The 21,330-nt window shown below is 42.7% G+C and carries 18 protein-coding genes and 2 tRNA genes; 19 read left to right on the top strand and 1 reads right to left on the bottom strand.

The features are described from left to right. Nucleotides 1–3 precede the first annotated feature (3 nt). The 11 genes from dnaJ to secF all read left to right on the top strand — a co-directional run bounded on the left by dnaJ (nt 4) and on the right by secF (nt 14,328). Nucleotides 4–1,134, top strand: a complete 1,131-nt coding sequence (dnaJ, locus tag HNW13_RS08965) for a molecular chaperone DnaJ (RefSeq protein ID WP_011636444.1) — start codon at nt 4–6, stop codon at nt 1,132–1,134. Nucleotides 1,135–1,237: 103 nt separating this feature from the next. Continuing rightward, nucleotides 1,238–2,470 carry a DEAD/DEAH box helicase gene (locus HNW13_RS08960; protein ID WP_182743600.1) on the top strand — a complete coding sequence of 411 codons (1,233 nt, stop codon included), beginning with the start codon at nt 1,238–1,240 and terminating at the stop codon, nt 2,468–2,470. A gap of 122 nt (nt 2,471–2,592) precedes the next feature. Then, nucleotides 2,593–3,399 carry a M48 family metallopeptidase gene (locus HNW13_RS08955; RefSeq protein ID WP_182743601.1) on the top strand — a complete coding sequence of 269 codons (807 nt, stop codon included), beginning with the start codon at nt 2,593–2,595 and terminating at the stop codon, nt 3,397–3,399. A 79-nt stretch (nt 3,400–3,478) separates the two neighbouring features. Continuing rightward, nucleotides 3,479–4,096 (top strand): FKBP-type peptidyl-prolyl cis-trans isomerase, encoded by a 618-nt coding sequence (locus HNW13_RS08950; protein WP_101085769.1) that lies wholly within the window; start codon nt 3,479–3,481, stop codon nt 4,094–4,096. A gap of 83 nt (nt 4,097–4,179) precedes the next feature. After that, nucleotides 4,180–4,992, top strand: coding sequence for a 4-hydroxy-tetrahydrodipicolinate reductase (gene dapB, locus HNW13_RS08945; RefSeq protein ID WP_101085767.1), 813 nt, complete (start codon nt 4,180–4,182; stop codon nt 4,990–4,992). A gap of 174 nt (nt 4,993–5,166) precedes the next feature. Then, entirely contained in the window at nt 5,167–6,324 is a 1,158-nt protein-coding gene (gene carA / locus HNW13_RS08940; RefSeq protein WP_101085765.1) for a glutamine-hydrolyzing carbamoyl-phosphate synthase small subunit, read from the top strand. Between the two features lie 23 nt (nt 6,325–6,347). Continuing rightward, entirely contained in the window at nt 6,348–9,569 is a 3,222-nt protein-coding gene (gene carB, locus HNW13_RS08935; RefSeq protein WP_192115821.1) for a carbamoyl-phosphate synthase large subunit, read from the top strand. A gap of 231 nt (nt 9,570–9,800) precedes the next feature. Continuing rightward, nucleotides 9,801–10,277, top strand: a complete 477-nt coding sequence (gene greA, locus HNW13_RS08930) for a transcription elongation factor GreA (RefSeq protein WP_101085763.1) — start codon at nt 9,801–9,803, stop codon at nt 10,275–10,277. A gap of 458 nt (nt 10,278–10,735) precedes the next feature. Beyond that, nucleotides 10,736–11,452 carry a hypothetical protein gene (locus HNW13_RS08925; protein ID WP_192115822.1) on the top strand — a complete coding sequence of 239 codons (717 nt, stop codon included), beginning with the start codon at nt 10,736–10,738 and terminating at the stop codon, nt 11,450–11,452. A 136-nt stretch (nt 11,453–11,588) separates the two neighbouring features. Next, nucleotides 11,589–13,400: a protein translocase subunit SecD gene (gene secD, locus HNW13_RS08920; protein WP_192115823.1), complete on the top strand. Its 1,812-nt coding sequence runs from the start codon at nt 11,589–11,591 to the stop codon at nt 13,398–13,400. A gap of 4 nt (nt 13,401–13,404) precedes the next feature. After that, nucleotides 13,405–14,328, top strand: a complete 924-nt coding sequence (secF, locus tag HNW13_RS08915; RefSeq protein ID WP_192115824.1) for a protein translocase subunit SecF — start codon at nt 13,405–13,407, stop codon at nt 14,326–14,328. Between the two features lie 67 nt (nt 14,329–14,395). Here secF and yhbY read toward each other — a convergent pair whose 3' ends face one another. After that, on the bottom strand, nt 14,396–14,695 hold the full coding sequence (gene yhbY, locus HNW13_RS08910) for a ribosome assembly RNA-binding protein YhbY (protein ID WP_011636455.1): 300 nt from the start codon (nt 14,693–14,695) through the stop codon (nt 14,396–14,398). 90 nt (nt 14,696–14,785) lie between these two features. Between yhbY and rlmE the strand changes: the two genes are divergently transcribed. The 8 genes from rlmE to HNW13_RS08870 all read left to right on the top strand — a co-directional run bounded on the left by rlmE (nt 14,786) and on the right by HNW13_RS08870 (nt 21,248). Continuing rightward, nucleotides 14,786–15,415: a 23S rRNA (uridine(2552)-2'-O)-methyltransferase RlmE gene (gene rlmE, locus HNW13_RS08905; RefSeq protein WP_101085754.1), complete on the top strand. Its 630-nt coding sequence runs from the start codon at nt 14,786–14,788 to the stop codon at nt 15,413–15,415. Nucleotides 15,416–15,460: 45 nt separating this feature from the next. Continuing rightward, nucleotides 15,461–17,434 (top strand): ATP-dependent zinc metalloprotease FtsH, encoded by a 1,974-nt coding sequence (gene ftsH, locus HNW13_RS08900; RefSeq protein WP_101085752.1) that lies wholly within the window; start codon nt 15,461–15,463, stop codon nt 17,432–17,434. A 69-nt stretch (nt 17,435–17,503) separates the two neighbouring features. Then, complete coding sequence (gene folP / locus HNW13_RS08895; RefSeq protein ID WP_101085750.1) at nt 17,504–18,337, top strand: dihydropteroate synthase; 834 nt, start codon at nt 17,504–17,506, stop codon at nt 18,335–18,337. 54 nt (nt 18,338–18,391) lie between these two features. Next, nucleotides 18,392–19,729 carry a phosphoglucosamine mutase gene (gene glmM / locus HNW13_RS08890; RefSeq protein WP_192115825.1) on the top strand — a complete coding sequence of 446 codons (1,338 nt, stop codon included), beginning with the start codon at nt 18,392–18,394 and terminating at the stop codon, nt 19,727–19,729. Nucleotides 19,730–19,868: 139 nt separating this feature from the next. Continuing rightward, nucleotides 19,869–20,651: a triose-phosphate isomerase gene (gene tpiA, locus HNW13_RS08885; RefSeq protein ID WP_011636460.1), complete on the top strand. Its 783-nt coding sequence runs from the start codon at nt 19,869–19,871 to the stop codon at nt 20,649–20,651. A 4-nt stretch (nt 20,652–20,655) separates the two neighbouring features. After that, nucleotides 20,656–20,991, top strand: a complete 336-nt coding sequence (secG, locus tag HNW13_RS08880; protein WP_059746473.1) for a preprotein translocase subunit SecG — start codon at nt 20,656–20,658, stop codon at nt 20,989–20,991. A 13-nt stretch (nt 20,992–21,004) separates the two neighbouring features. Further along, a tRNA-Leu gene (locus HNW13_RS08875) sits at nt 21,005–21,091 on the top strand. Nucleotides 21,092–21,172: 81 nt separating this feature from the next. Next, a tRNA-Met gene (locus HNW13_RS08870) sits at nt 21,173–21,248 on the top strand. Nucleotides 21,249–21,330: the final 82 nt, after the last annotated feature.

The following is a 21,330-nucleotide window of genomic DNA, read 5'->3' as shown; positions in this document are numbered from 1 at the left end:
ACTATGTCAAAGCGTGATTATTACGAAGTTCTCGGTGTTGGACGTGACACCAGTGAACGCGAAATTAAAAAAGCGTACAAACGCTTAGCGATGAAGTTTCACCCAGACCGTAATCCGGGTGACAAAGCCGCAGAAGCTAGCTTTAAAGAAATTAAAGAAGCGTACGAAATTTTAACCGACAGCGACAAAAAAGCGGCTTACGATCAATTTGGTCATGCTGGCGTCGACCCTAATCGTGGTGGACACGGCGGTGGCCAAGGTGATTTTGGCGATATCTTTGGAGATGTATTCGGTGATATTTTTGGTGGTGGTCGCCGTGGTGGTGGTCAACGTCAAGCTGCGCGCGGTAGTGACTTACGATACAACCTTGAATTGTCTTTAGAAGAAGCCGTACGCGGCTTAACCAAAGAACTGCGAATTCCTACTTTAGCTGCCTGTGATTTATGTGACGGGAGTGGCGCTAAAAAAGGCACATCTGCAACCACATGTGGTACGTGTCATGGCCAAGGCCAAGTGCAAATGCGTCAAGGTTTCTTTGCTGTTCAGCAAGCGTGTCCTACTTGTCATGGTCGCGGTAAAATCATTAAAGATCCTTGCGGCAAGTGCCATGGTGAAGGTCGAGTTGAGAAAAGCAAAACCTTATCAGTTAAAATTCCTGCCGGTGTCGATACAGGCGATCGTATTCGTCTTACTGGCGAAGGTGAAGCAGGCGAGTTTGGTGCTCCACCAGGTGATTTATACGTTCAAGTTAGTGTGCGAGAACACGCTATCTTTACCCGTGACGCCAATAACCTTTACTGTGAAGTACCTATTTCATTCAGTAAAGCAGCATTAGGCGGCGAGATTGAAGTACCGACATTAGACGGTAAAGTTAGCCTTAAAATCCCAACAGAAACCCAAACAGGGCGCATGTTCCGCCTACGCGGCAAAGGGGTTAAGTCGGTCCGTAGCCATGCAGTAGGTGACTTACTGTGTAAAGTGGTAATGGAAACACCGGTTAACTTGAATGAAAAACAAAAAGAGTTATTGCGTGAGTTTGAAGCAACGTTAACTGGCGAATCAAAAAAGCACAGCCCTAAAGCTGAAGGCTTCTTTGATGGCGTTAAAAAGTTCTTTCAGGATTTAAACAGTTAATCGCGATGATCTAGCGACCTCGTTAAAGGCTGTTTACTTTGGGTAAGCAGCCTTTTTTATTGGCGAATATCGTCAATTTATCCTATTAACATTAGGCGTTAACATGTCATTTTCAGCGTTATCACTCGATTCAAGTTTATTAGCCGCATTACCACCGACAGTGAATCAGCCGAGTCGTATTCAGCAACTGGCTATTCCAACTATATTGGCGGGGCAAGATGTGTTGGCATTAGCCCAAACCGGCAGCGGTAAAACCTATGCTTATGGTTTGCCTGTATTGCAACGCATTAGTCTGCTTCCAACGGCTCATTTGTCTGCCGTGATCATCGTACCGACCAGAGAGTTAGCATCACAAGTATCGCAAAACTTAGTGCCGCTGGCACAATCGCTTAATTTGCGCGTAGAGGTACTGTGTGGCGGTGAAGCAATAGAGCTTCAAATTGATCGCTTAGCTCAACCGGTTAACATCGTCGTTGCTACACCGGGCCGTTTACTCGCATTAGCACAACAAGGTGTTATTGATTTTGAACATCTGCAGAGTTTGGTCCTTGATGAAGCAGACCGATTACTGGACATGGGATTTATCGCCGATATTAATGCGCTGATTACATTAATGCCAAGTGGCCAACGGTTATTATTTTCGGCGACGTTACCCGAATCTTTGGTCGCATTAGCTCAAAAAGTACAGTCTGCATCTTGCGTACGAATTGAAGCGCATGCTTTAAATAGTACAGTGGCTGATATTGATCAAACTCTCTATCACGTCAATAAAGGCAGCAAAGCCAAAGCGCTGATTCATTTAATTGCTTTACATCAATGGTCGCAAGTATTGGTGTTTGTGAATGCTAAAGATGATGCTGATGCATTGTGTAAAAAGTTAATTAAAGCGGGTATTAACGCTGCGGCGCTTCATGGCGATAAAGAACAAGCGCTGCGAAGTAAGACCTTAGAGCAATTCAAAACGGCACAACTGACTGTATTAGTCGCAACCGATGTATTAGCGCGCGGTATTCATGTCGACGCATTGCCAGTAGTCATTAATGTTGATTTGCCTGCCCAAGCAGCAGTATATGTTCATCGTATTGGACGTACTGCACGGGCGGGATTAAGCGGCGTGGCATTATCATTAGTCGGTCATTCTGAATTACTCAGTTTAGAGGCTATTCGAGAATTAACCGGACAGGCATTACCATTAGTTGAATTAGCTGGTTTTGCGGTAACAGACAAACCGATTAGCGAAAACAGTAAGCGAGCGCCGCGCGATAAGCAAGCTAATCGTCGTACCGCCAATAAACGCAGTATTAGTGATTTCGCTAAACGTAAATCAACACGTTAATCAACACATGAATGCTGGCTGATGTTTAATATCGCAAATGGTGCATTGGTCCAGTTGATTGGTATAAAATAAATGAATGATCGATTAGCTTTTTGGCTAAATGAATTTTAAGGGATGACAACATGAAACCTCTCGCGCTAACCCTACTCGCTTCTGCTTTATTAGTTGGCTGTGTTAATAGTCAATCGCCAACAGGGCGAGGGCAAACCTTGTTGTTTTCTGATACCCAGATGCAGCAAATGGGTGCTCAGTCGTTTGAGACCATGAAGCAAAGTGAAAAAATAAGTCAAAACCAAGCGCAAACTCAATATGTGAACTGTGTTGCCAAACGTATCACTGCGGTGTTGCCCGACCAATCGCAGCAATGGGATGTCGTGTTGTTTGAATCAGATCAAGTCAATGCGTTTGCGCTACCTGGTGGCCATATTGGTGTCTATACCGGTTTACTAAATGTGGCGACGAATCAAGATCAGTTGGCTACGGTTATGGGACATGAAGTGGCGCACGTTTTAGCACAACATGGAAACGAGCAAGTATCTAGAGCGCAGATAACGGGTCTTGGCATGCAAGCTGCGGATGCCGCATTAGGAGCATCGGGTATTGCCAATAAAGATTTGTACATGGCCGGACTGGGGCTCGGGGCGAATGTGGGCATTATTTTACCTTTTGGCCGCAGTCAGGAATCTGAAGCTGATATTGTTGGTCTTGAGCTAATGGCCAAAGCAGGTTTTAATCCAGCTCAAAGTGTTAATTTGTGGCAAAACATGGCTAAAGCGGGCGGAGCCCAAGGCCCTGAACTGTTATCGACTCACCCGTCACACAGTCACCGAATTGAAGACTTGCAAGCGGCACAGAATCAAGTGATGCCGCTTTATACACAGGCAAGAAAACAGTCTTTGGCTGAGTGTAAAATTGCTCAAGTTAAATAGCGTTTTTTGCCAACATTTACGGGGTTTATTGTGATAAACTCTTGTGCGAATTTTTTATGTTTATTGAGAGAAAATTATTATGTCAGATTTGTTCAGCACTATGGAACAGCATGCTAGCTACGGTGTAGGTCGTCAAATGGGCGAGCAACTAGCAGCAAACTCTTTTGAAGGTATTGATATCCCTGCTGTTCAGGCTGGTCTTGCTGATGCATTTGCCGGTAAAGAAAGCGCAGTATCAATGGAAGAGCTTCAAGTTGCATTTACTGAAATTAGTCGTCGTTTACAAGAAGCACAAGAAGCTGCTGCAGAAGCTGCTGCCGCTGAAGGTGATACATTCCTAGCTGAAAACGCTAAGCGTGACGGTATTACGATAACTGAGTCTGGTCTTCAATACGAAGTGCTTGTACAAGGCGACGGTGAAACACCAACGTATGATTCAACCGTACGTACTCATTACCATGGTACTTTCATCAGTGGTGATGTGTTCGACAGCTCTGTTGCTCGTGGCCAACCTGCTGAATTCCCAGTATCTGGTGTTATCGCTGGTTGGACTGAAGCATTACAGTTAATGCCAGTTGGCACTAAGCTAAAATTATATGTCCCGCATCACTTGGCTTACGGTGAGCGTGGCGCGGGTGCTTCAATCCCGCCTTATTCAGCTTTGGTCTTCGAAGTTGAATTGTTAGAAATTATCTAGTTGTTAAAAACGCCTAAGTTATCTTAGGCGTTTTTGTATATGCTGTTTGTGTGTTTACCTTTAGTTAACACTGGGAGAATGAAATGACTGCAAAAGTGAGAATTGCTGTAGTTGGTGCCAGTGGCCGTATGGGCCGTACACTGATTGAATCTGCTAAACAGCAACAAGTCATAATACTTGGCGCAGCTATTGAACGTACAGGTTCAAGTTTAATCGGTATTGATGCTGGTGTACTTGCTGGTGTTGGCGCGATGAATGTTGCCATTACCGATTCACTGGATAAAGTGGTTGACGACTTTGACGTATTAATTGATTTTACGTCACCTGAATCTTCCATTATTCATCTCGATTGGTGCGCAAAAAATCACAAAGCTATTGTCATTGGTACCACAGGTTTTAATCATGCTCAAAAAGAGCAAATTGGTGCCTATTCAGAACAAGTGCCAGTGGTATTAGCGCCTAATATGTCTGTCGGTGTTAACGTGATGTGGAAGTTGCTCGCACTGGCTACAGAGGTGATGGGTGATTATACCGATATCGAAATAATCGAAGCGCATCATCGGCATAAAAAGGATGCACCGTCAGGTACTGCACTTAAAATGGGTGAAATTATAGCCCAAACATTAGGTCGTGATTTAGACCAATGTGCGGTATTTGGGCGTGAAGGTATTACTGGTGAACGTGATCCTAATACCATAGGTTTTGCAACGGTTCGTGCTGGTGACATTGTCGGTGAACATACCGCAATGTTCGCTGACATAGGCGAACGGCTGGAAATAACCCATAAAGCATCGAGTAGAATGACCTTTGCTAATGGGGCAATGAGGGCGGCTTTTTGGCTCTCCGATCAAAATGCAGGTCTGTATGACATGCAACAAGTATTAGGATTGAACTAGATAATAAAAACACCATTCGTTGGTGTTTTTTTTTGAAAACAATCCTACAAAATATAGACGTAAAAACGAATTTCTTATACAATCGCTAGAATTTGTCAAAATTTCGTAATTTATCGAAAATTGGTATTTTAGTGCAAAATAAAAACACATAATTTTAAGTGGCTTGGCTCTTTTCTGGAGGTCGCGTTGACACAGTCTGCCTTACTCGTACTCGAAGATGGATCAGTATTCTCTGGCACCGCAATTGGTGCTACCGGTATCTCTGTTGGTGAAGTGGTATTTAATACTTCAATGACAGGTTATCAAGAGATCCTTACAGATCCTTCATATTCACGCCAAATAGTAACATTAACCTATCCTCACATCGGTAACACAGGTACTAATGATGAAGACACAGAATCGGATTCGGTTCATGCATGTGGCTTAATTATTCGTGACTTACCGCTTATGGCGAGTAATTTCCGCAACCAACAATCATTAAGCGATTATTTAAAAGCGAATAATGTGGTTGGTATTGCTGATATTGATACCCGCAAACTAACTCGAATTTTGCGTGAAAAAGGCGCCCAAGCCGGTTGTATTATGGTCGGCGACCTAGATGAAGCGAAAGCTCTGGCAGCTGCGAAAGCGTTCCCAGGTCTAAAAGGCATGGATTTAGCCAAAGAAGTGACCACCGATAAAGCTTATACATGGCGTAACGGTAGCTGGAAATTAGTCGGTGGTTTACCGTCTGAAACACCAGCAGCGGAACTCAAATATAAAATTGTCGCGTACGATTACGGTGTAAAACGTAATATTTTACGTATGTTGGTTGACCGTGGTTGTGATGTGACGGTAGTGCCTGCTCAAACATCTGCTGCAGATGTCCTTGCCATGAACCCTGATGGGGTCTTCCTATCAAATGGTCCTGGCGACCCTGAGCCATGTGATTATGCTATTACTGCTATCCAGCAAATATTAACAACTGATATTCCAGTGTTTGGTATTTGTTTAGGTCACCAGTTACTTGCATTAGCCTCTGGTGCGAAAACCTTAAAAATGAAGTTTGGTCACCATGGTGCAAACCATCCAGTGAGTAATGTTGAAAATGGTCGCGTGATGATCACCAGTCAAAACCACGGTTTTGCTGCTGATGAAACCACATTGCCAGCAAACATCAAGGTGACGCATAAGTCGTTATTTGATGGTTCGTTACAAGGTATTCACCTAACGGATAAGCCAGCATTTAGCTTCCAGGGACACCCTGAAGCGAGTCCTGGGCCAACCGATGCCGCACCGCTGTTCGATCATTTCATCGAGCTAATTGAACAATACCGTCAGCACGCCAAGTAGTTATCTGGGAGAAGACAGAAGCAATGCCAAAACGTACAGATATAAAAAGTATTCTTATCCTAGGTGCCGGTCCAATTGTTATTGGTCAGGCGTGTGAGTTTGATTATTCAGGTGCGCAAGCTTGTAAAGCACTTCGTGAAGAAGGCTATCGCGTTATTCTGGTCAACTCTAATCCAGCAACGATTATGACCGACCCTGAAATGGCCGATGCAACCTATATCGAGCCTATTCATTGGGAAGTGGTTCGCAACATCATCGCCAAAGAACGTCCTGATGCAATTCTACCGACGATGGGTGGACAAACTGCACTAAACTGCGCGCTTCAGCTTGAAGCACAAGGCGTACTAAAAGAGTTTAATGTTGAAATGATTGGTGCGACAGCGGATGCGATTGATAAAGCTGAAGACCGTAGTCGTTTCGACAAAGCGATGAAATCCATTGGTTTAGACTGCCCGCGTGCGGGTATTGCTCATAACATGGATGAAGCGTATGGCGTATTAGATATGGTGGGCTTCCCCTGTATCATTCGTCCGTCTTTCACCATGGGTGGCAGCGGCGGTGGTATTGCCTACAACAAAGAAGAGTTTGAAGAGATTTGTTCTCAAGGCTTGGACTTGTCGCCAACTAACGAATTATTGATCGATGAATCATTAATTGGTTGGAAAGAATATGAAATGGAAGTGGTTCGTGATCGCAACGATAACTGTATTATCGTGTGTACTATCGAAAACTTCGATGCGATGGGTGTTCACACCGGTGACTCAATTACCGTTGCACCGGCACAAACGCTAACCGATAAAGAATATCAATTAATGCGTAACGCTTCTTTAGCGGTACTGCGTGAAATTGGTGTTGAAACCGGTGGCTCAAACGTACAATTTGGTATTTGTCCTAATACTGGCCGTATGGTTATTATTGAGATGAACCCACGTGTATCACGTTCATCTGCTTTAGCCTCTAAAGCAACCGGTTTCCCGATAGCTAAAATTGCTGCTAAGTTAGCGGTTGGTTTTACGCTTGATGAGCTTAGCAACGACATTACTGGCGGTAAAACACCAGCGTCGTTCGAGCCTGCAATCGATTACGTTGTGACTAAAATCCCCCGTTTTAACTTTGAAAAGTTTGCCGGTGCAAATGACCGTCTAACAACCCAAATGAAATCTGTGGGTGAAGTAATGGCCATTGGCCGTACTTTCCAAGAGTCATTACAAAAAGCGTTACGTGGCCTTGAAGTGGGTCGTAACGGTTTTGATTCTCTGGTTGATTTACAATCACCAGAAGCCATGCAACGTATCCGTCATGAATTAAAAGAGCCAGGTTGTGACCGTATTTGGTATATAGCCGATGCATTCCGTGCTGGTTTAAGTCGTGATGATATCTTCACTCTGACTAACGTTGATCACTGGTTCCTCGTTCAAATCGAAGATTTGGTTACCCAAGAAGCGAAAGTCGCTGAGCTTGGTATGTCAGGTTTAGAGCAAAACTACTTACGTCAATTAAAGCGTAAAGGTTTCTCTGATTTACGTTTAGCTGATGTGTTAGGTGTGAGTGAAGGCGAAATTCGTAAACTACGTCATCGCCATGAAATTCATCCGGTATACAAGCGTGTAGATACGTGTGCTGCTGAATTCTCAACTGACACGGCTTACATGTACTCAACGTACGAAGAAGAATGTGAATCTAACCCATCGAACCGTGACAAAATCATGATTTTGGGTGGCGGCCCTAACCGAATTGGCCAAGGTATTGAGTTCGATTATTGCTGTGTCCATGCTGCATTAGCATTACGTGAAGACGGTTATGAAACCATCATGGTTAACTGTAACCCTGAAACGGTATCAACCGACTACGATACATCTGACCGCTTATACTTTGAACCTGTAACGCTAGAAGACGTACTCGAGATTGTGCGTATCGAAAAGCCAAAAGGTGTAATCGTCCAATACGGTGGCCAAACTCCGCTTAAACTCGCGCGCGAATTAGAAGCCGCAGGCGTACCGATTATTGGTACCAGCCCTGATGCGATTGACCGTGCAGAAGACCGCGAACGTTTCCAACAAGCCATTCAACGTTTGAACATGAAGCAGCCAGAAAATGCGACAGTGACAACTGTTGAAAGTGCTGTGATAGAAGCGGAAAAAATAGGTTATCCGTTGGTTGTACGCCCGTCTTATGTGTTGGGTGGACGTGCGATGGAAATCGTATACGACAAGCAAGATTTACTACGCTACTTCAATGAAGCGGTTAAAGTATCTAATGCATCACCAGTATTACTTGATCACTTCTTAGATGATGCGATTGAAGTGGATATCGATGCAGTGTGTGACGGTGATACTGTGGTGGTTGGCGCCATTATGGAGCATATTGAACAAGCAGGAGTTCACTCTGGTGACTCAGGTTGTTCATTACCACCTTACACCTTGAGTGCTGATATTCAGGCCAGAATGCGTGACCAAGTGTCTAAACTGGCTTTTGAATTAGGCGTGATCGGTTTAATGAACGTGCAGTTTGCGGTAAAAGATAACGAAATCTATATGATTGAAGTTAACCCGCGTGCAGCTCGTACAGTACCATTTGTGTCTAAAGCGACAGGCGTGCCGTTAGCTAAAATTGCAGCTCGAGTGATGGCTGGCCAAAGCTTAATTTCGCAAAACTTTACTAAAGAAGTGATTCCACCATATTTCTCGGTAAAAGAAGTGGTATTACCGTTTAATAAGTTCCCAGGTGTTGACCCGCTATTAGGCCCAGAAATGCGCTCAACCGGTGAAGTCATGGGCGTGGGTGATACTTTTGCTGAAGCCTATGCCAAAGCACAGCTTGGTGCTACATCTGAAGTGCCTAAATCGGGCCGTGCGTTATTATCTGTGCGTAACAGTGATAAAAAACGCGTTGCCGATTTAGCTTCTAAGCTGATTGAGCTAGGTTATGAAATTGATGCCACTCATGGTACCGCGATTATTTTAGGTGAAGCAGGGATTAATCCTCGCTTAGTTAACAAAGTGCATGAAGGTCGTCCACACATTCTTGATCGTATTAAAAATGGTGAATATACCTACATTGTTAACACCACTGAAGGTCGTCAAGCCATTGAAGACTCACGTCAGATCCGTCGTGGAGCATTGCGCTATAAAGTGAATTACACTACGACATTAAATGCTGCCTTTGCGACGTGTTTAGCGCATTCTGCAGATGATCGTATCAAGGTGACGTCTTTACAAGAGTTACACAAACGCATCAAAAGCTAATTTTTATGGTGCGTTAACGATTAAGGTCGCCTTTTGGCGACCTTTTTTATGACATTTTGATGATGGATGACTAGCAAGTCTGTAAAAGCTTAGGTAAGCTGTCTGCCATCATCGAAAAGATGCATCCTAGATACGCACGCTAAGTCGATTGCGTACTTCCAACTGAATTTTTACTGTGTTGACTTATCGTCAGCACGGGATGCTTTTGTTTTTAAAGGAGACAAAGACATTATGAGTAAGGTCCCAATGACTGTAGTTGGCGCTGATCAATTACGTAAAGAACTTGAATTGTTAAAGTTCGATCGCCGTCCAAAAATTACTGAAGCAATTGCTTCAGCACGCGAATTAGGCGATTTAAAAGAAAATGCTGAATATCATGCAGCCCGTGAAGATCAAGGCATTTGTGAAGCACGTATTCGTGACATCGAAGGCAAGTTATCTAACGCTCAAATTATTGACGTCACAAAGTTAGAAAATACTGGCCGAGTCATTTTTGGTACAACAGTAACTATTTTGAACATAGATACTGATGCTGAAGTGACGTATCGCATAGTCGGTGATGACGAGGCGGATATTAAGCAAAATTTAATTTCTGTTAATTCACCTATTGCACGTGGATTAATTGGTAAAAGTGAAGGCGATGAAGTATCGATTACCACTCCAGGTGGATTGACTGATTATGAAATCATAACGGTTAAATATCTTTAAGTATTGTGAATAATCGAGTGTGCCTTTTTCTTAACCATTTGTTTTAGTTATTGTATTAAACTAACTGCTTAAGCATTTATCATACTTTTATGCACAACCCAATACCGATATAATGGCCACTAGCCAGACATAGCACTAAATAGAATACTGTTTAGTGCTTTTTTATATCCATCGTAGAGTTAATGCATGTGCTAGATATGATAGAACATGTAAAAAAATTCATTTGCAGATTAAAGGTGCAATAGATATTATCGTTTAAGTTTACATTGTTGTTACATTTTACCGTATGAGCAATAATATTCTTTGAACAATCTGTTAGAAAATCGTTTAAAAACTAATTTGTTAGATTACTTTATTAGGCAGTGTTGTTAGATGATTTTATTAGATAGTGTTTTTGACATGTTAATTTTAGAATTTTGAATTTTAGAAATTGTGTAGCTTGATTAAATAAGGTCATTATGACGTTTCCATGGGCTCGTATACTACTAATGCTGGTAATTGTGGGGTTGTGTTCAATCTTCCTCCTCAATAGCCGTGTGTTAGTTTTAGCATCGATGCCATTTGCTTCGTCTACTTCTTATTCTTGTTCATATAATGTGGATTCGCTGACAGATGATCGAATTTGTGAACAACCAATAAGTTCAGCCCCTGTTAATATCACCTTGGCGTCAGTTAAATCAATAGACAGTTCAATCGACAATTTAGCCAATAATTTAGAAAATAATTTAGAAAATAATTCAGCAGATAGCACAATTGATACTCTCGTTAACAGTCCAGTAGATTCAAATCAACTAACTGCGTTAACCAATACGCTTATTGATGTTAATAGCACATTGTTGGGCTACGTTGGCGAACCTTCATCAACCAACCCAGTCTCTGAAAAATCTGTCTCTGAACGTTCGGTTTCTGAGAATTCTAGTTCAAACGATATTCATTTTGTTCCTACCTATTCAGCGCGTTACCTCAGTATTGTTCAATATCAATCGGATGAATCAAAACCTAATTATCTATTGGCCTATGAATTTGTTTCTCCGCCAGTACCGAGTTTAACCATAGGTTATCAAATTAACTTTAGTCCGCAATTGGACTGGGTATTATCAACAGCTTCAGCCCCTTCAAGACTTTCCGCTTGGAAAGAGTCTAATTTACTTTTCGTTCACGCTCACACCTGTTAACTACATTATATTGATTAAAAATGTCATTAGCCTTGCTAATGAGTTTTGCTGTGGGTAGATGAATTAGGTCAATGCCTATCATCACTCACATACATTTTTATCGAGGTTTTACCCCGATGTAGTGAGATCAAGTGTTATGAAATCAAAATCGAATACCAAACCGTTAAATCAATATGCTCAGTGGAAATACTGGCTATTAATTTGCACACTCATCATCTTATTTATGAGTGCATTGCCATCTTGGTATGGTGAAGACCCTGCCGTACAACTTGCCGTTAAACCGACCCAATCATTAACAGTGGAACAAATTCACCATGTGCTACAACAAGCGGGCATAAATAGTAAGCGTATCGAACAACAACAAGATAATTTACTTGTGGTGTTAGATGATCCCGATATGCAAACCCAAGCTAAAAAGACCTTAGCACAACAGTTTGAACATCAGGCTCAAGTGACCTTAGCGTTAGCTCCAGCGGCCCCAGATTGGTTATTAAATTTAGGCGTTAAACCGATTAAACTTGGTTTAGATTTACGCGGTGGAGTGCAGTTTCTACTGGATGTGGATCTTGATTTAGTGTTTCAAAACCAAGCCGTATTCGTGAGTGATGCTGTAAAGCAATTTGTCAGAGAGCAGCATATCAGCGGTGTAATGGTGCGTTTTGGCACTGGAGCGGAACTGACGGTTAACAGCGCCAGTGATGATGCTCGTGGTCAAATAAGACAATTTATTGCTCAGCAATACCCTCAATGGCAAGTCACAGGGCATCAACAAACTTTGAGTATCAATCTTTCCCAAAGTGAACAGCTCAAATTAACCAACTTAACTGTACAGCAAAACTTGCAAATTATGCGCAGCCGTATTGAAGAACTTGGTATTACCGAAGCGCTAGTTCAACGTCAAGGAGAGAACCGGATTAGGATTGAGTTACCAGGAGTGCAAGATCCTGCCACCGCTAAAAATGTTATCGGTGCAACCGCTAGTTTGGCATTTTATCCAGTGGTGCAAGCTGACTCTCTTTATGCTGTTGTGATGAATGATGAGCAGAATAAGCCTGTCTATGTGTCAAAAAAACCAGTACTTGGTGGTGATCACATTATTGATGCTCGAGCCACTACTGGCGATTTTGGTATGGCGAAAGTCAATATCAGTCTTGATGCGGAAGGTGGCAAGTTAATGTCAGATTTTTCGCGAGATAATATCGGTAAACCTATGGCAACAGCTTATAGCGAATACAGCCGTGATGAACAAGGTAAAGCCAAACAAACCACTAAAATTATCAGTGTTGCAACCATTCAGAGTCAACTCGGTAACCGCTTTGAAATCACTGGAGCAGGTAGCCATCAAGAGGCGCAGCAATTAGCTTTGTTATTAAGAGCTGGCTCTATGACTGCACCTGTAACCATAGTGGAAGAACGTACTATTGGGCCTAGTTTAGGGGCCGAGAATATTGTTAATGGTTTTGCTGCTCTAGCCTTAGGTTTATCGGCTACATTACTGTTTATGGCTTGTTGGTATCGCCGTTTAGGTTGGGTTGCAAATGTAGCGTTAATCGCCAATTTGGTGATGTTATTTGGATTGTTAGCGCTCATTCCTGGAGCGGTATTGACCTTACCAGGTATTGCCGGGTTAGTGCTTACTGTCGGTATGGCAGTCGATACTAACGTACTTATTTTTGAGCGAATAAAAGAAAAGCTTGCGGAAGGTCGTAGCTTTGCCAATGCGATTGATGTGGGATTTGATAGTGCGTTTTCAACCATTTTTGATGCTAACTTCACCACGATGATCACCGCAGTGGTGTTATTTTCGATTGGTAATGGCCCTATTCAAGGCTTTGCGTTGACCTTAGGTTTGGGGTTATTAACCAGTATGTTTACCGGTATTTTTGCTTCACGCGCATTAATCAACTTAGTTTATGGTCGTGACACTCGTCGCGCTATTAAGGTGTAATTTTATGAACTCAACTCAAACAAATTATTCAACAGACAAGCTCAAATACTTAACTAAGTGGCGTTATGCATCGAGTCTGATTTCGATTGTATTAATGCTGTTATCGTTAACCGCGATAGGAATAAAAGGGTTTAATTGGGGCTTAGATTTTACCGGCGGTGTGGTCACAGAGATTCAAGTGGATCATCACATCACTGCCAGTGAAATACAGCCATTAATGACTGCAGCATATCAACAAGAGATCAGTGTTATTTCAGCTAGTGAACCAGGCCGTTGGGTATTACGATATGCCAATATACCTGATGAGAATCAACGCCCAGAACTGGGTGAAGTATTGGCGCCATTAAAGACTGACATCAACGTGTTAAATAGCAGTATCGTCGGACCACAAGTAGGCCAAGAGTTGGTTGAACAAGGCAGTTTAGCTTTATTAGTCGCCATGCTATGTATTATGGGGTATCTAAGTTTTCGTTTTGAATGGCGTTTAGCGTCAGGTGCACTGTTTGCTTTGGTACATGATGTGGTATTTGTGTTGGCTTTTTTTGCGTTAAGCCAAATGGAATTTAATTTAACTGTATTAGCCGCAATAATGGCAATTTTGGGGTATTCACTCAATGATTCAATTATTATTGCGGACAGGATCCGGGAGCAGTTAGTGGCTAAACCACAGTGGAATATAACTGACATTAACAACTTAGCAATTAAATCAACCTTTTCCAGAACTATGGTCACTTCAGGAACTACATTGATAACGGTTGTGGCTTTATGGATTCTGGGTGGGGCACCGCTTGAAGGTTTTTCTATCGCGATGTTTATTGGTATTTTAACCGGTACTTGGTCATCGATTTCAATTGGTGCTACCTTGCCTGAGTTTCTAGGCTTAAAGGCAGAGCATTATCAAGTTATCCCAATACCTGATCATCCCTGATTAACGATAATTCATCTCCAATAAAAAAGCCGCTGTAATCAGCGGCTTTTTATAAAAGGGTGCGAAATTATTTGGCTTTAGGCAAAGCAATTTTCATTTCAGCCGAATGACGGAAAATAACTAACACATGACCGATAAGTTGCACTTTCGTAGACTGGGTTTCACGTACAATGGCGTCAACGATGGCATTTTTTAGCTCTCTGTCTGCAGAGGCTACTTTCACTTTAATCAATTCATGATGTGTAAGAGCGCTATCAATTTCAGCCAGAACACCTTCAGTTAGTCCATTGCCACCAAGCAGCACCACTGGTTTTAGACTGTGCGCCAGACCTTTTAAATGCTGTTTTTGTTTGGTTGTTAAGTTCATTTGTACCAACTTTTGCTGAGTTACTGTTGAAAAACGGGTATTCTACCCTTATATAGAGCTTATGTAACTCTGAATCGTTGCGGAATTTAAATGACAACCAAAAAACGTACGGCGAGCTCAACTCGCTGGATGCAAGAACACTTTGATGATCACTATGTGAAATTAGCCCAAAAACGAGGCTTACGTTCACGAGCAGCATTCAAGTTAGAAGAGATCCAACAAAAAGATCACTTAATAAAACAGGGTATGACAGTAGTTGACTTAGGTGCTGCTCCCGGTGGTTGGTCACAAGTGGCTGTTAAACTTACTGGCGACAAAGGTAAAGTGATTGCTTGTGATATTTTACCGATGGATCCTATTGTTGGCGTTGATTTTCTTCAAGGTGATTTTAGAGAGGATAAAGTACTGCAGGCATTGCTTGAGCGAGTAGGTCAAGATAAAGTGGATGTGGTACTATCAGATATGGCTCCGAACATGAGTGGTTCGGGTGCTGTAGATCAGCCAAGAGCTATGTATTTAGTTGAATTAGCGCTAGATATGTGTCATCAAGTGTTGACGCCTAACGGCTGTTTTGCTGTTAAAGTCTTTCAGGGGGAGGGCTTTGACGACTACATAAAAACAGTCAAACAGGCATTCAAAGTAGTAAAAACCCGTAAACCAGACTCCTCTAGAGCGCGCTCTCGAGAAGTCTATCTAGTGGCGACTGGTTACAAGTTGTAGTAGTCTAAAGTTAATAATCGCAGGACTGTTAAGAGGTCGAGTAATTTGAGTGACATGGCTAAAAATTTAATACTCTGGGTTGTCATCGCTGTTGTGCTGATGTCAGTTTTCCAGGGTTATTCCCCCTCTTCTTCGAATTCGCAGAAGATGGATTATTCCGCCTTTTTGGACAATGTTCGAAATGGTCAAGTTAACAAGGTCGAAATAAAAAGCGATCAACGAACTATTGAAGGGACTAAACGTACCGGCGAGAAGTTCACCACAATTATGCCTATATATGATCAAGATTTAATCAATGATCTTCAAACTAAAGGTATTGACTATAAAGGCCAAGAAGCTGAAGAATCTGGTTTCTTAACTCAAATCTTTATTTCATGGTTCCCAATGTTACTGCTAATTGGAGTATGGATATTCTTCATGCGTCAAATGCAAGGTGGTGGCGGTAAGGGCGCAATGTCATTTGGTAAGAGTAAAGCCAAATTGATGAGCGAAGATCAAATTAAAACCACTTTTGCAGACGTCGCTGGTTGTGATGAAGCAAAAGAAGAAGTGAAAGAACTGGTTGATTATTTGCGTGACCCAACTAAGTTCCAAAAATTAGGCGGCCGTATTCCTACGGGCGTGTTAATGGTTGGGCAACCAGGTACAGGTAAAACCTTGCTAGCGAAGGCTATTGCTGGTGAATCTAAGGTGCCATTCTTTACTATTTCAGGTTCTGATTTTGTGGAAATGTTTGTCGGTGTTGGTGCATCTCGTGTGCGTGACATGTTTGAACAAGCTAAAAAATCTTCTCCTTGTATCATCTTTATCGATGAAATTGATGCTGTAGGCCGCCAACGTGGCGCTGGTGTTGGTGGTGGTCACGATGAGCGTGAGCAAACATTAAACCAGTTACTGGTTGAGATGGATGGTTTCGAAGGTAATGAAGGCGTTATTGTCATTGCGGCAACTAACCGTCCAGACGTACTCGATTCTGCATTACTTCGTCCAGGTCGATTTGACCGCCAAGTCGTCGTCGGTTTACCAGACGTGCGTGGTCGTGAACAAATCCTTAAAGTACACATGCGTAAAGTACCTTTGTCAGACGATGTTAAAGCAAGTGTTATTGCCCGTGGTACCCCAGGATTTTCTGGTGCAGACTTAGCAAACCTTGTTAACGAAGCTGCGTTGTTTGCTGCTCGTGGTAATCGTCGTGTAGTCGGTATGGAAGAGTTCGAGCGTGCTAAAGATAAAATCATGATGGGTGCTGAGCGCCGTTCTATGGTGATGTCTGAATCGGACAAAGAGATGACGGCTTATCATGAAGCCGGACATGCTATTGTTGGTTGCTTAGTGCCAGAACATGACCCTGTACATAAAGTGACCATTATTCCGCGCGGTCGTGCATTAGGTGTGACGTTCTTCTTACCTGAAGCTGATGCTGTTAGTCAAAGCCGTCGCAAATTAGAATCACAGATTTCAGTTGCTTACGGTGGACGTTTAGCCGAAGAGCTTATTTACGGAAGCGAACAAGTCTCTACCGGCGCTTCGCAAGACATTAAATACGCGACATCAATTGCACGTAACATGGTTACGCAATGGGGTTTCTCTGACAAGTTGGGGCCTTTACTCTATGCAGAAGAAGAAAACGAAGTTTTCTTAGGTCGCAGTATGGGTAAATCAAAGGCTATGTCAGGTGATACTGCGTCATTAATTGATTCAGAAATCAAAATGTTTATCGATAAAAACTATCAACGTGCACAAACCATGTTGACAGAAAATATGGATATCTTACATGCGATGAAAGATGCACTGATGAAGTACGAAACGATTGATTCGTTGCAAATTGACGATTTAATGCATCGCCGTGAAGTGCGTATGCCAGCTGAATGGCAAAAAGATGAATCATCTGACGATAAAGATAATGGCAATACCACGCCCAAATCTGAAATTGAAACGCCAGTAGATGACGCTAAAACCGACGCTAAAGTCGATAATAAAGCTGATACTAATGATGCGGATGAATCACCAGCTAAATAAATAATTTAGTGAATAAAGAAAACCCCGCAAGGGGTTTTCTTGTTTTTAATCTACTGTAGGAAAATACCATTGTTTCAATTAACTCATGCCAATAAAACGCTCGACTTGTCAGCCCCTGTAGTAATGGGAATTGTAAACGTGACACCAGATTCGTTTTCTGATGGTGGCGAATACATCGATTTCGAACAAGCTTGTCGACATGTTGATTATATGGTTGAACAAGGTGCATTAATTATAGACGTCGGCGGTGAGTCTACTCGCCCTGGAGCAGCAGAGGTTTCTGTTGAGCAAGAGCTTGCACGGGTTATTCCTATTATTGAATATACTGCAAAAACACACGACGTATGGATTTCGATAGACACTAGTAAACCAGAAGTGATGGAACTGGCGGTAAATGCCGGTGCTAATTTGATTAATGATGTGCGCGCATTACAAATGCCTGGGGCTTTAGCAATGGCTGCGACGTTAGATGTGCCAATTTGCTTGATGCACATGCAGGGCGAGCCAAAAACAATGCAAGATAAACCTGAGTATCAGGATGTAATTGATGAGGTTGCCGCTTTTTTTGAATTGCGTATAGCTTACTGCGAAGCAGCCGGAATTGAGCGCGAACGCTTAATTCTTGATCCAGGTTTTGGCTTTGGCAAAACTTTAGCGCATAATTACCGCCTGTTAGCTGCGTTGCCAAAATTGCATGAGTTTCACTTACCTTTACTGGTGGGCTTATCACGTAAAAGCATGATGGGTGACCTGTTAGCGCGTGATACCGATCAACGTCTTGCGGGGAGTCTCGCAGGGGCATTGATTGCTGCTCAGCAAGGTGCGCATATTATACGTGTCCATGATGTACCCGAAACTGTCGATGTACTTAAAGTGATGTCAGAAACAATGGCCTACTTGTAGTGGCAGCGGCACAATAACGTTATAAGTACAGTGAAATCACTTAAGTAGGGATCTGTGAAACAAAGAAAATTTTTTGGAACCGATGGTATTCGCGGCAGAGTCGGGGCGGGTAAAATGACCCCTGAACTGGCATTGAAGCTCGGTTGGGCTGCTGGACGAGTATTGTCTCGAAATGGCACTCAAAAAGTGATTATTGGTAAGGATACCCGTATTTCAGGTTACCTATTTGAATCGGCGTTAGAAGCTGGATTATCAGCTGCTGGATTAAACGTGTTATTACTTGGCCCAATGCCGACCCCAGCAGTGGCTTATTTAACTCGTACTTTTCGTGCAGAAGCTGGTGTGGTAATTAGTGCTTCGCATAATCCTTACTATGACAACGGTATCAAGTTCTTCTCTACCGATGGCAGTAAGCTTGATGATGCAATTGAATTAGAAATTGAGGCTGAACTTGAAAAGCCGTTAGTGTGTGTTGAATCTCACTTATTAGGCAAAGCTCGTCGAATTGAAGATGCTGCAGGGCGTTACATCGAATATTGCAAAGGCAATTTTCCTGCCGACCAAACTCTTGAGGGCTTAAAAATTGTCGTCGATTGTGCTCATGGTGCAACGTATCATATTGCCCCTAATGTATTCCGTGAATTGGGTGCTGACGTGGTTGCTATTGGCGATAAACCCGATGGACTCAATATCAATGATAAAGTCGGCGCAACATCAATGGCTAAGATTTGTGAGACTGTATTGGCTGAAAAAGCTGATTTAGGGATTGCATTAGATGGTGACGGCGATCGTATTATGATGGTTAATCGTCATGGTGAAGTAGTCGATGGTGATCAGATCCTGTATATTTTAGCGGTAGATGCTCAAAAACGTGGTATTTTAAAAGGTGGAGTGGTCGGCACCTTAATGTCTAATTTAGGTTTAGATTTAGCGTTGCAAGCACTTGATATTCCTTTTGTTCGCTCTAAAGTCGGTGACAGATATGTCATGGAAATGCTGAGGGAGAATGAATGGCGTATAGGTGGTGAAAACTCTGGTCATATTCTCAACCTAGATCATGGTACTACCGGTGATGGTATTGTTGCAGGTATTTTAGTGTTAGCAGCGATGCGTCGTCAAAATGCGTCGCTTGAACAATTAACAGAGCCGATGAAGATGTTGCCTCAAGTATTGGTTAATGTCCGCTTTGAAGGGGACTCTAATCCGTTAGATACCGATGCGGTGAAAACTGCGCAAGCTGAGGTTGAGTTGCAATTAGGTGCTCGCGGACGGGTTTTATTACGAAAGTCGGGTACCGAACCGTTAATCAGAGTGATGGTTGAAGGTGATGATCATCCGCAAGTGCTTGCACATGCAAATCGTATTGCTGACGCGGTAAAGGCAGCATGTTAATCATTTGAATATTCAGATATGTTGTTGCTCGCTTAAAAAGTAGACGCTTCGACACTTTATGTGAAATATTCCCCTTTTAGCTCTTGTAACTTGATAAGTGGTTCGCTACTATTCACGCCGCTTTCAGAGGAGACAGTGAATGGCACTCAGACGTCCTATGGTCGCTGGCAACTGGAAAATGAATGGTAATTCAGCACTAGCAGAAGAACTATTTAAGAAGTTTGCTACAAAGCTCCAAAATGATTCCGCTGAAGTGGTTTTATGCCCGCCTTCAATTTATCTTGAAAGTGTTAGGCAGCTGCTTGAAGCCAATAAGCAAACCTTAGATGGTGCGCTTGTTAGAATGGGTGCACAAAATCTTAGTCAACATGATTTTGGTGCATATACCGGCGAAATATCCGGGCAGATGCTAAAAGATTCTGGATGTCGATATGTTATTATCGGCCATTCCGAACGTCGCCGTATGTACGGAGAGACGAGTAATATCGTGGCAGAGAAGTTTGCCGCAGCACAAAAATATGGTCTGACACCGATTTTATGCGTAGGTGAATCAGGGCCAGCTCGTGAAGCAAGACGTACCTTTGAGGTGATTGCGGAAGAGCTTGATATAGTAATTGAAAAAAACGGTACCATGGCTTTTGATAACGCAATTATCGCCTACGAACCTTTATGGGCTGTAGGGACAGGTAAAAGCGCAACACCAGAACAGGCACAAGAAGTACATGCGTTTATTCGCAGTCGCCTCTCTGAAGTATCTCCCTTTATTGGTGAGAATATCAGAATTCTATACGGTGGTAGCGTCACCCCAAGCAATGCGGCAGATATATTTGCCCAGCCTGATGTTGATGGTGGTCTGATTGGCGGTGCAAGTTTGAACTCAAGTGAGTTTTTAAGTTTATGTACCATAGCAATGAGCGCGTAATTATATGTACGAAGTTCTGATAGTTGTATACTTGGTGGTAGCTTTAGGTCTTATTGGCTTAATTTTAATTCAACAAGGAAAGGGTGCCGATATGGGCGCATCTTTCGGAGCCGGTGCCTCAGGCACTTTATTTGGCTCAAGTGGTTCAGGTAATTTCCTGACTCGCAGTACTGCAGTATTAGCCATTGGCTTTTTTGCATTAAGTTTAGTGATTGGTAATTTAAGTGCTAATCATACTGAGCAAAATGATCAGTGGAAAGATTTAGGTCCAGCAGCAGAGCAAATCATTGATGATGCGCCCGTTCAGACCGAACAGTCAGAAACGAAAATTCCTGACTAGTATACCAGGTGTCGCCGAGGTGGTGGAATTGGTAGACGCGCAGCCTTGAGGTGGCTGTGTCTTAACGGACGTGCGGGTTCAAGTCCCGCTCTCGGCACCAGATTTAAACTAACAAATCATGGATTGAGTTTGATTAGTTATTGCAAGATATAGTGTAAATCAATATACTTGCATCAGTTGACGCGGGGTGGAGCAGTTGGTAGCTCGTCGGGCTCATAACCCGAAGGTCGTCGGTTCAAATCCGGCCCCCGCAACCAGCTCCTTGTGATTTAATTTCGTAAGAGAATAAATCACAATTTACAGGTTTTATAATAAAATAACCTCGTGATTACGGGGTTT

Source organism: Shewanella sp. BF02_Schw (assembly GCF_014596695.2).
Lineage (GTDB): Bacteria > Pseudomonadota > Gammaproteobacteria > Enterobacterales > Shewanellaceae > Shewanella.
Note: the sequence above shows the minus strand (reverse complement) of the source record. Positions and strands in the feature narration are given on the sequence as shown.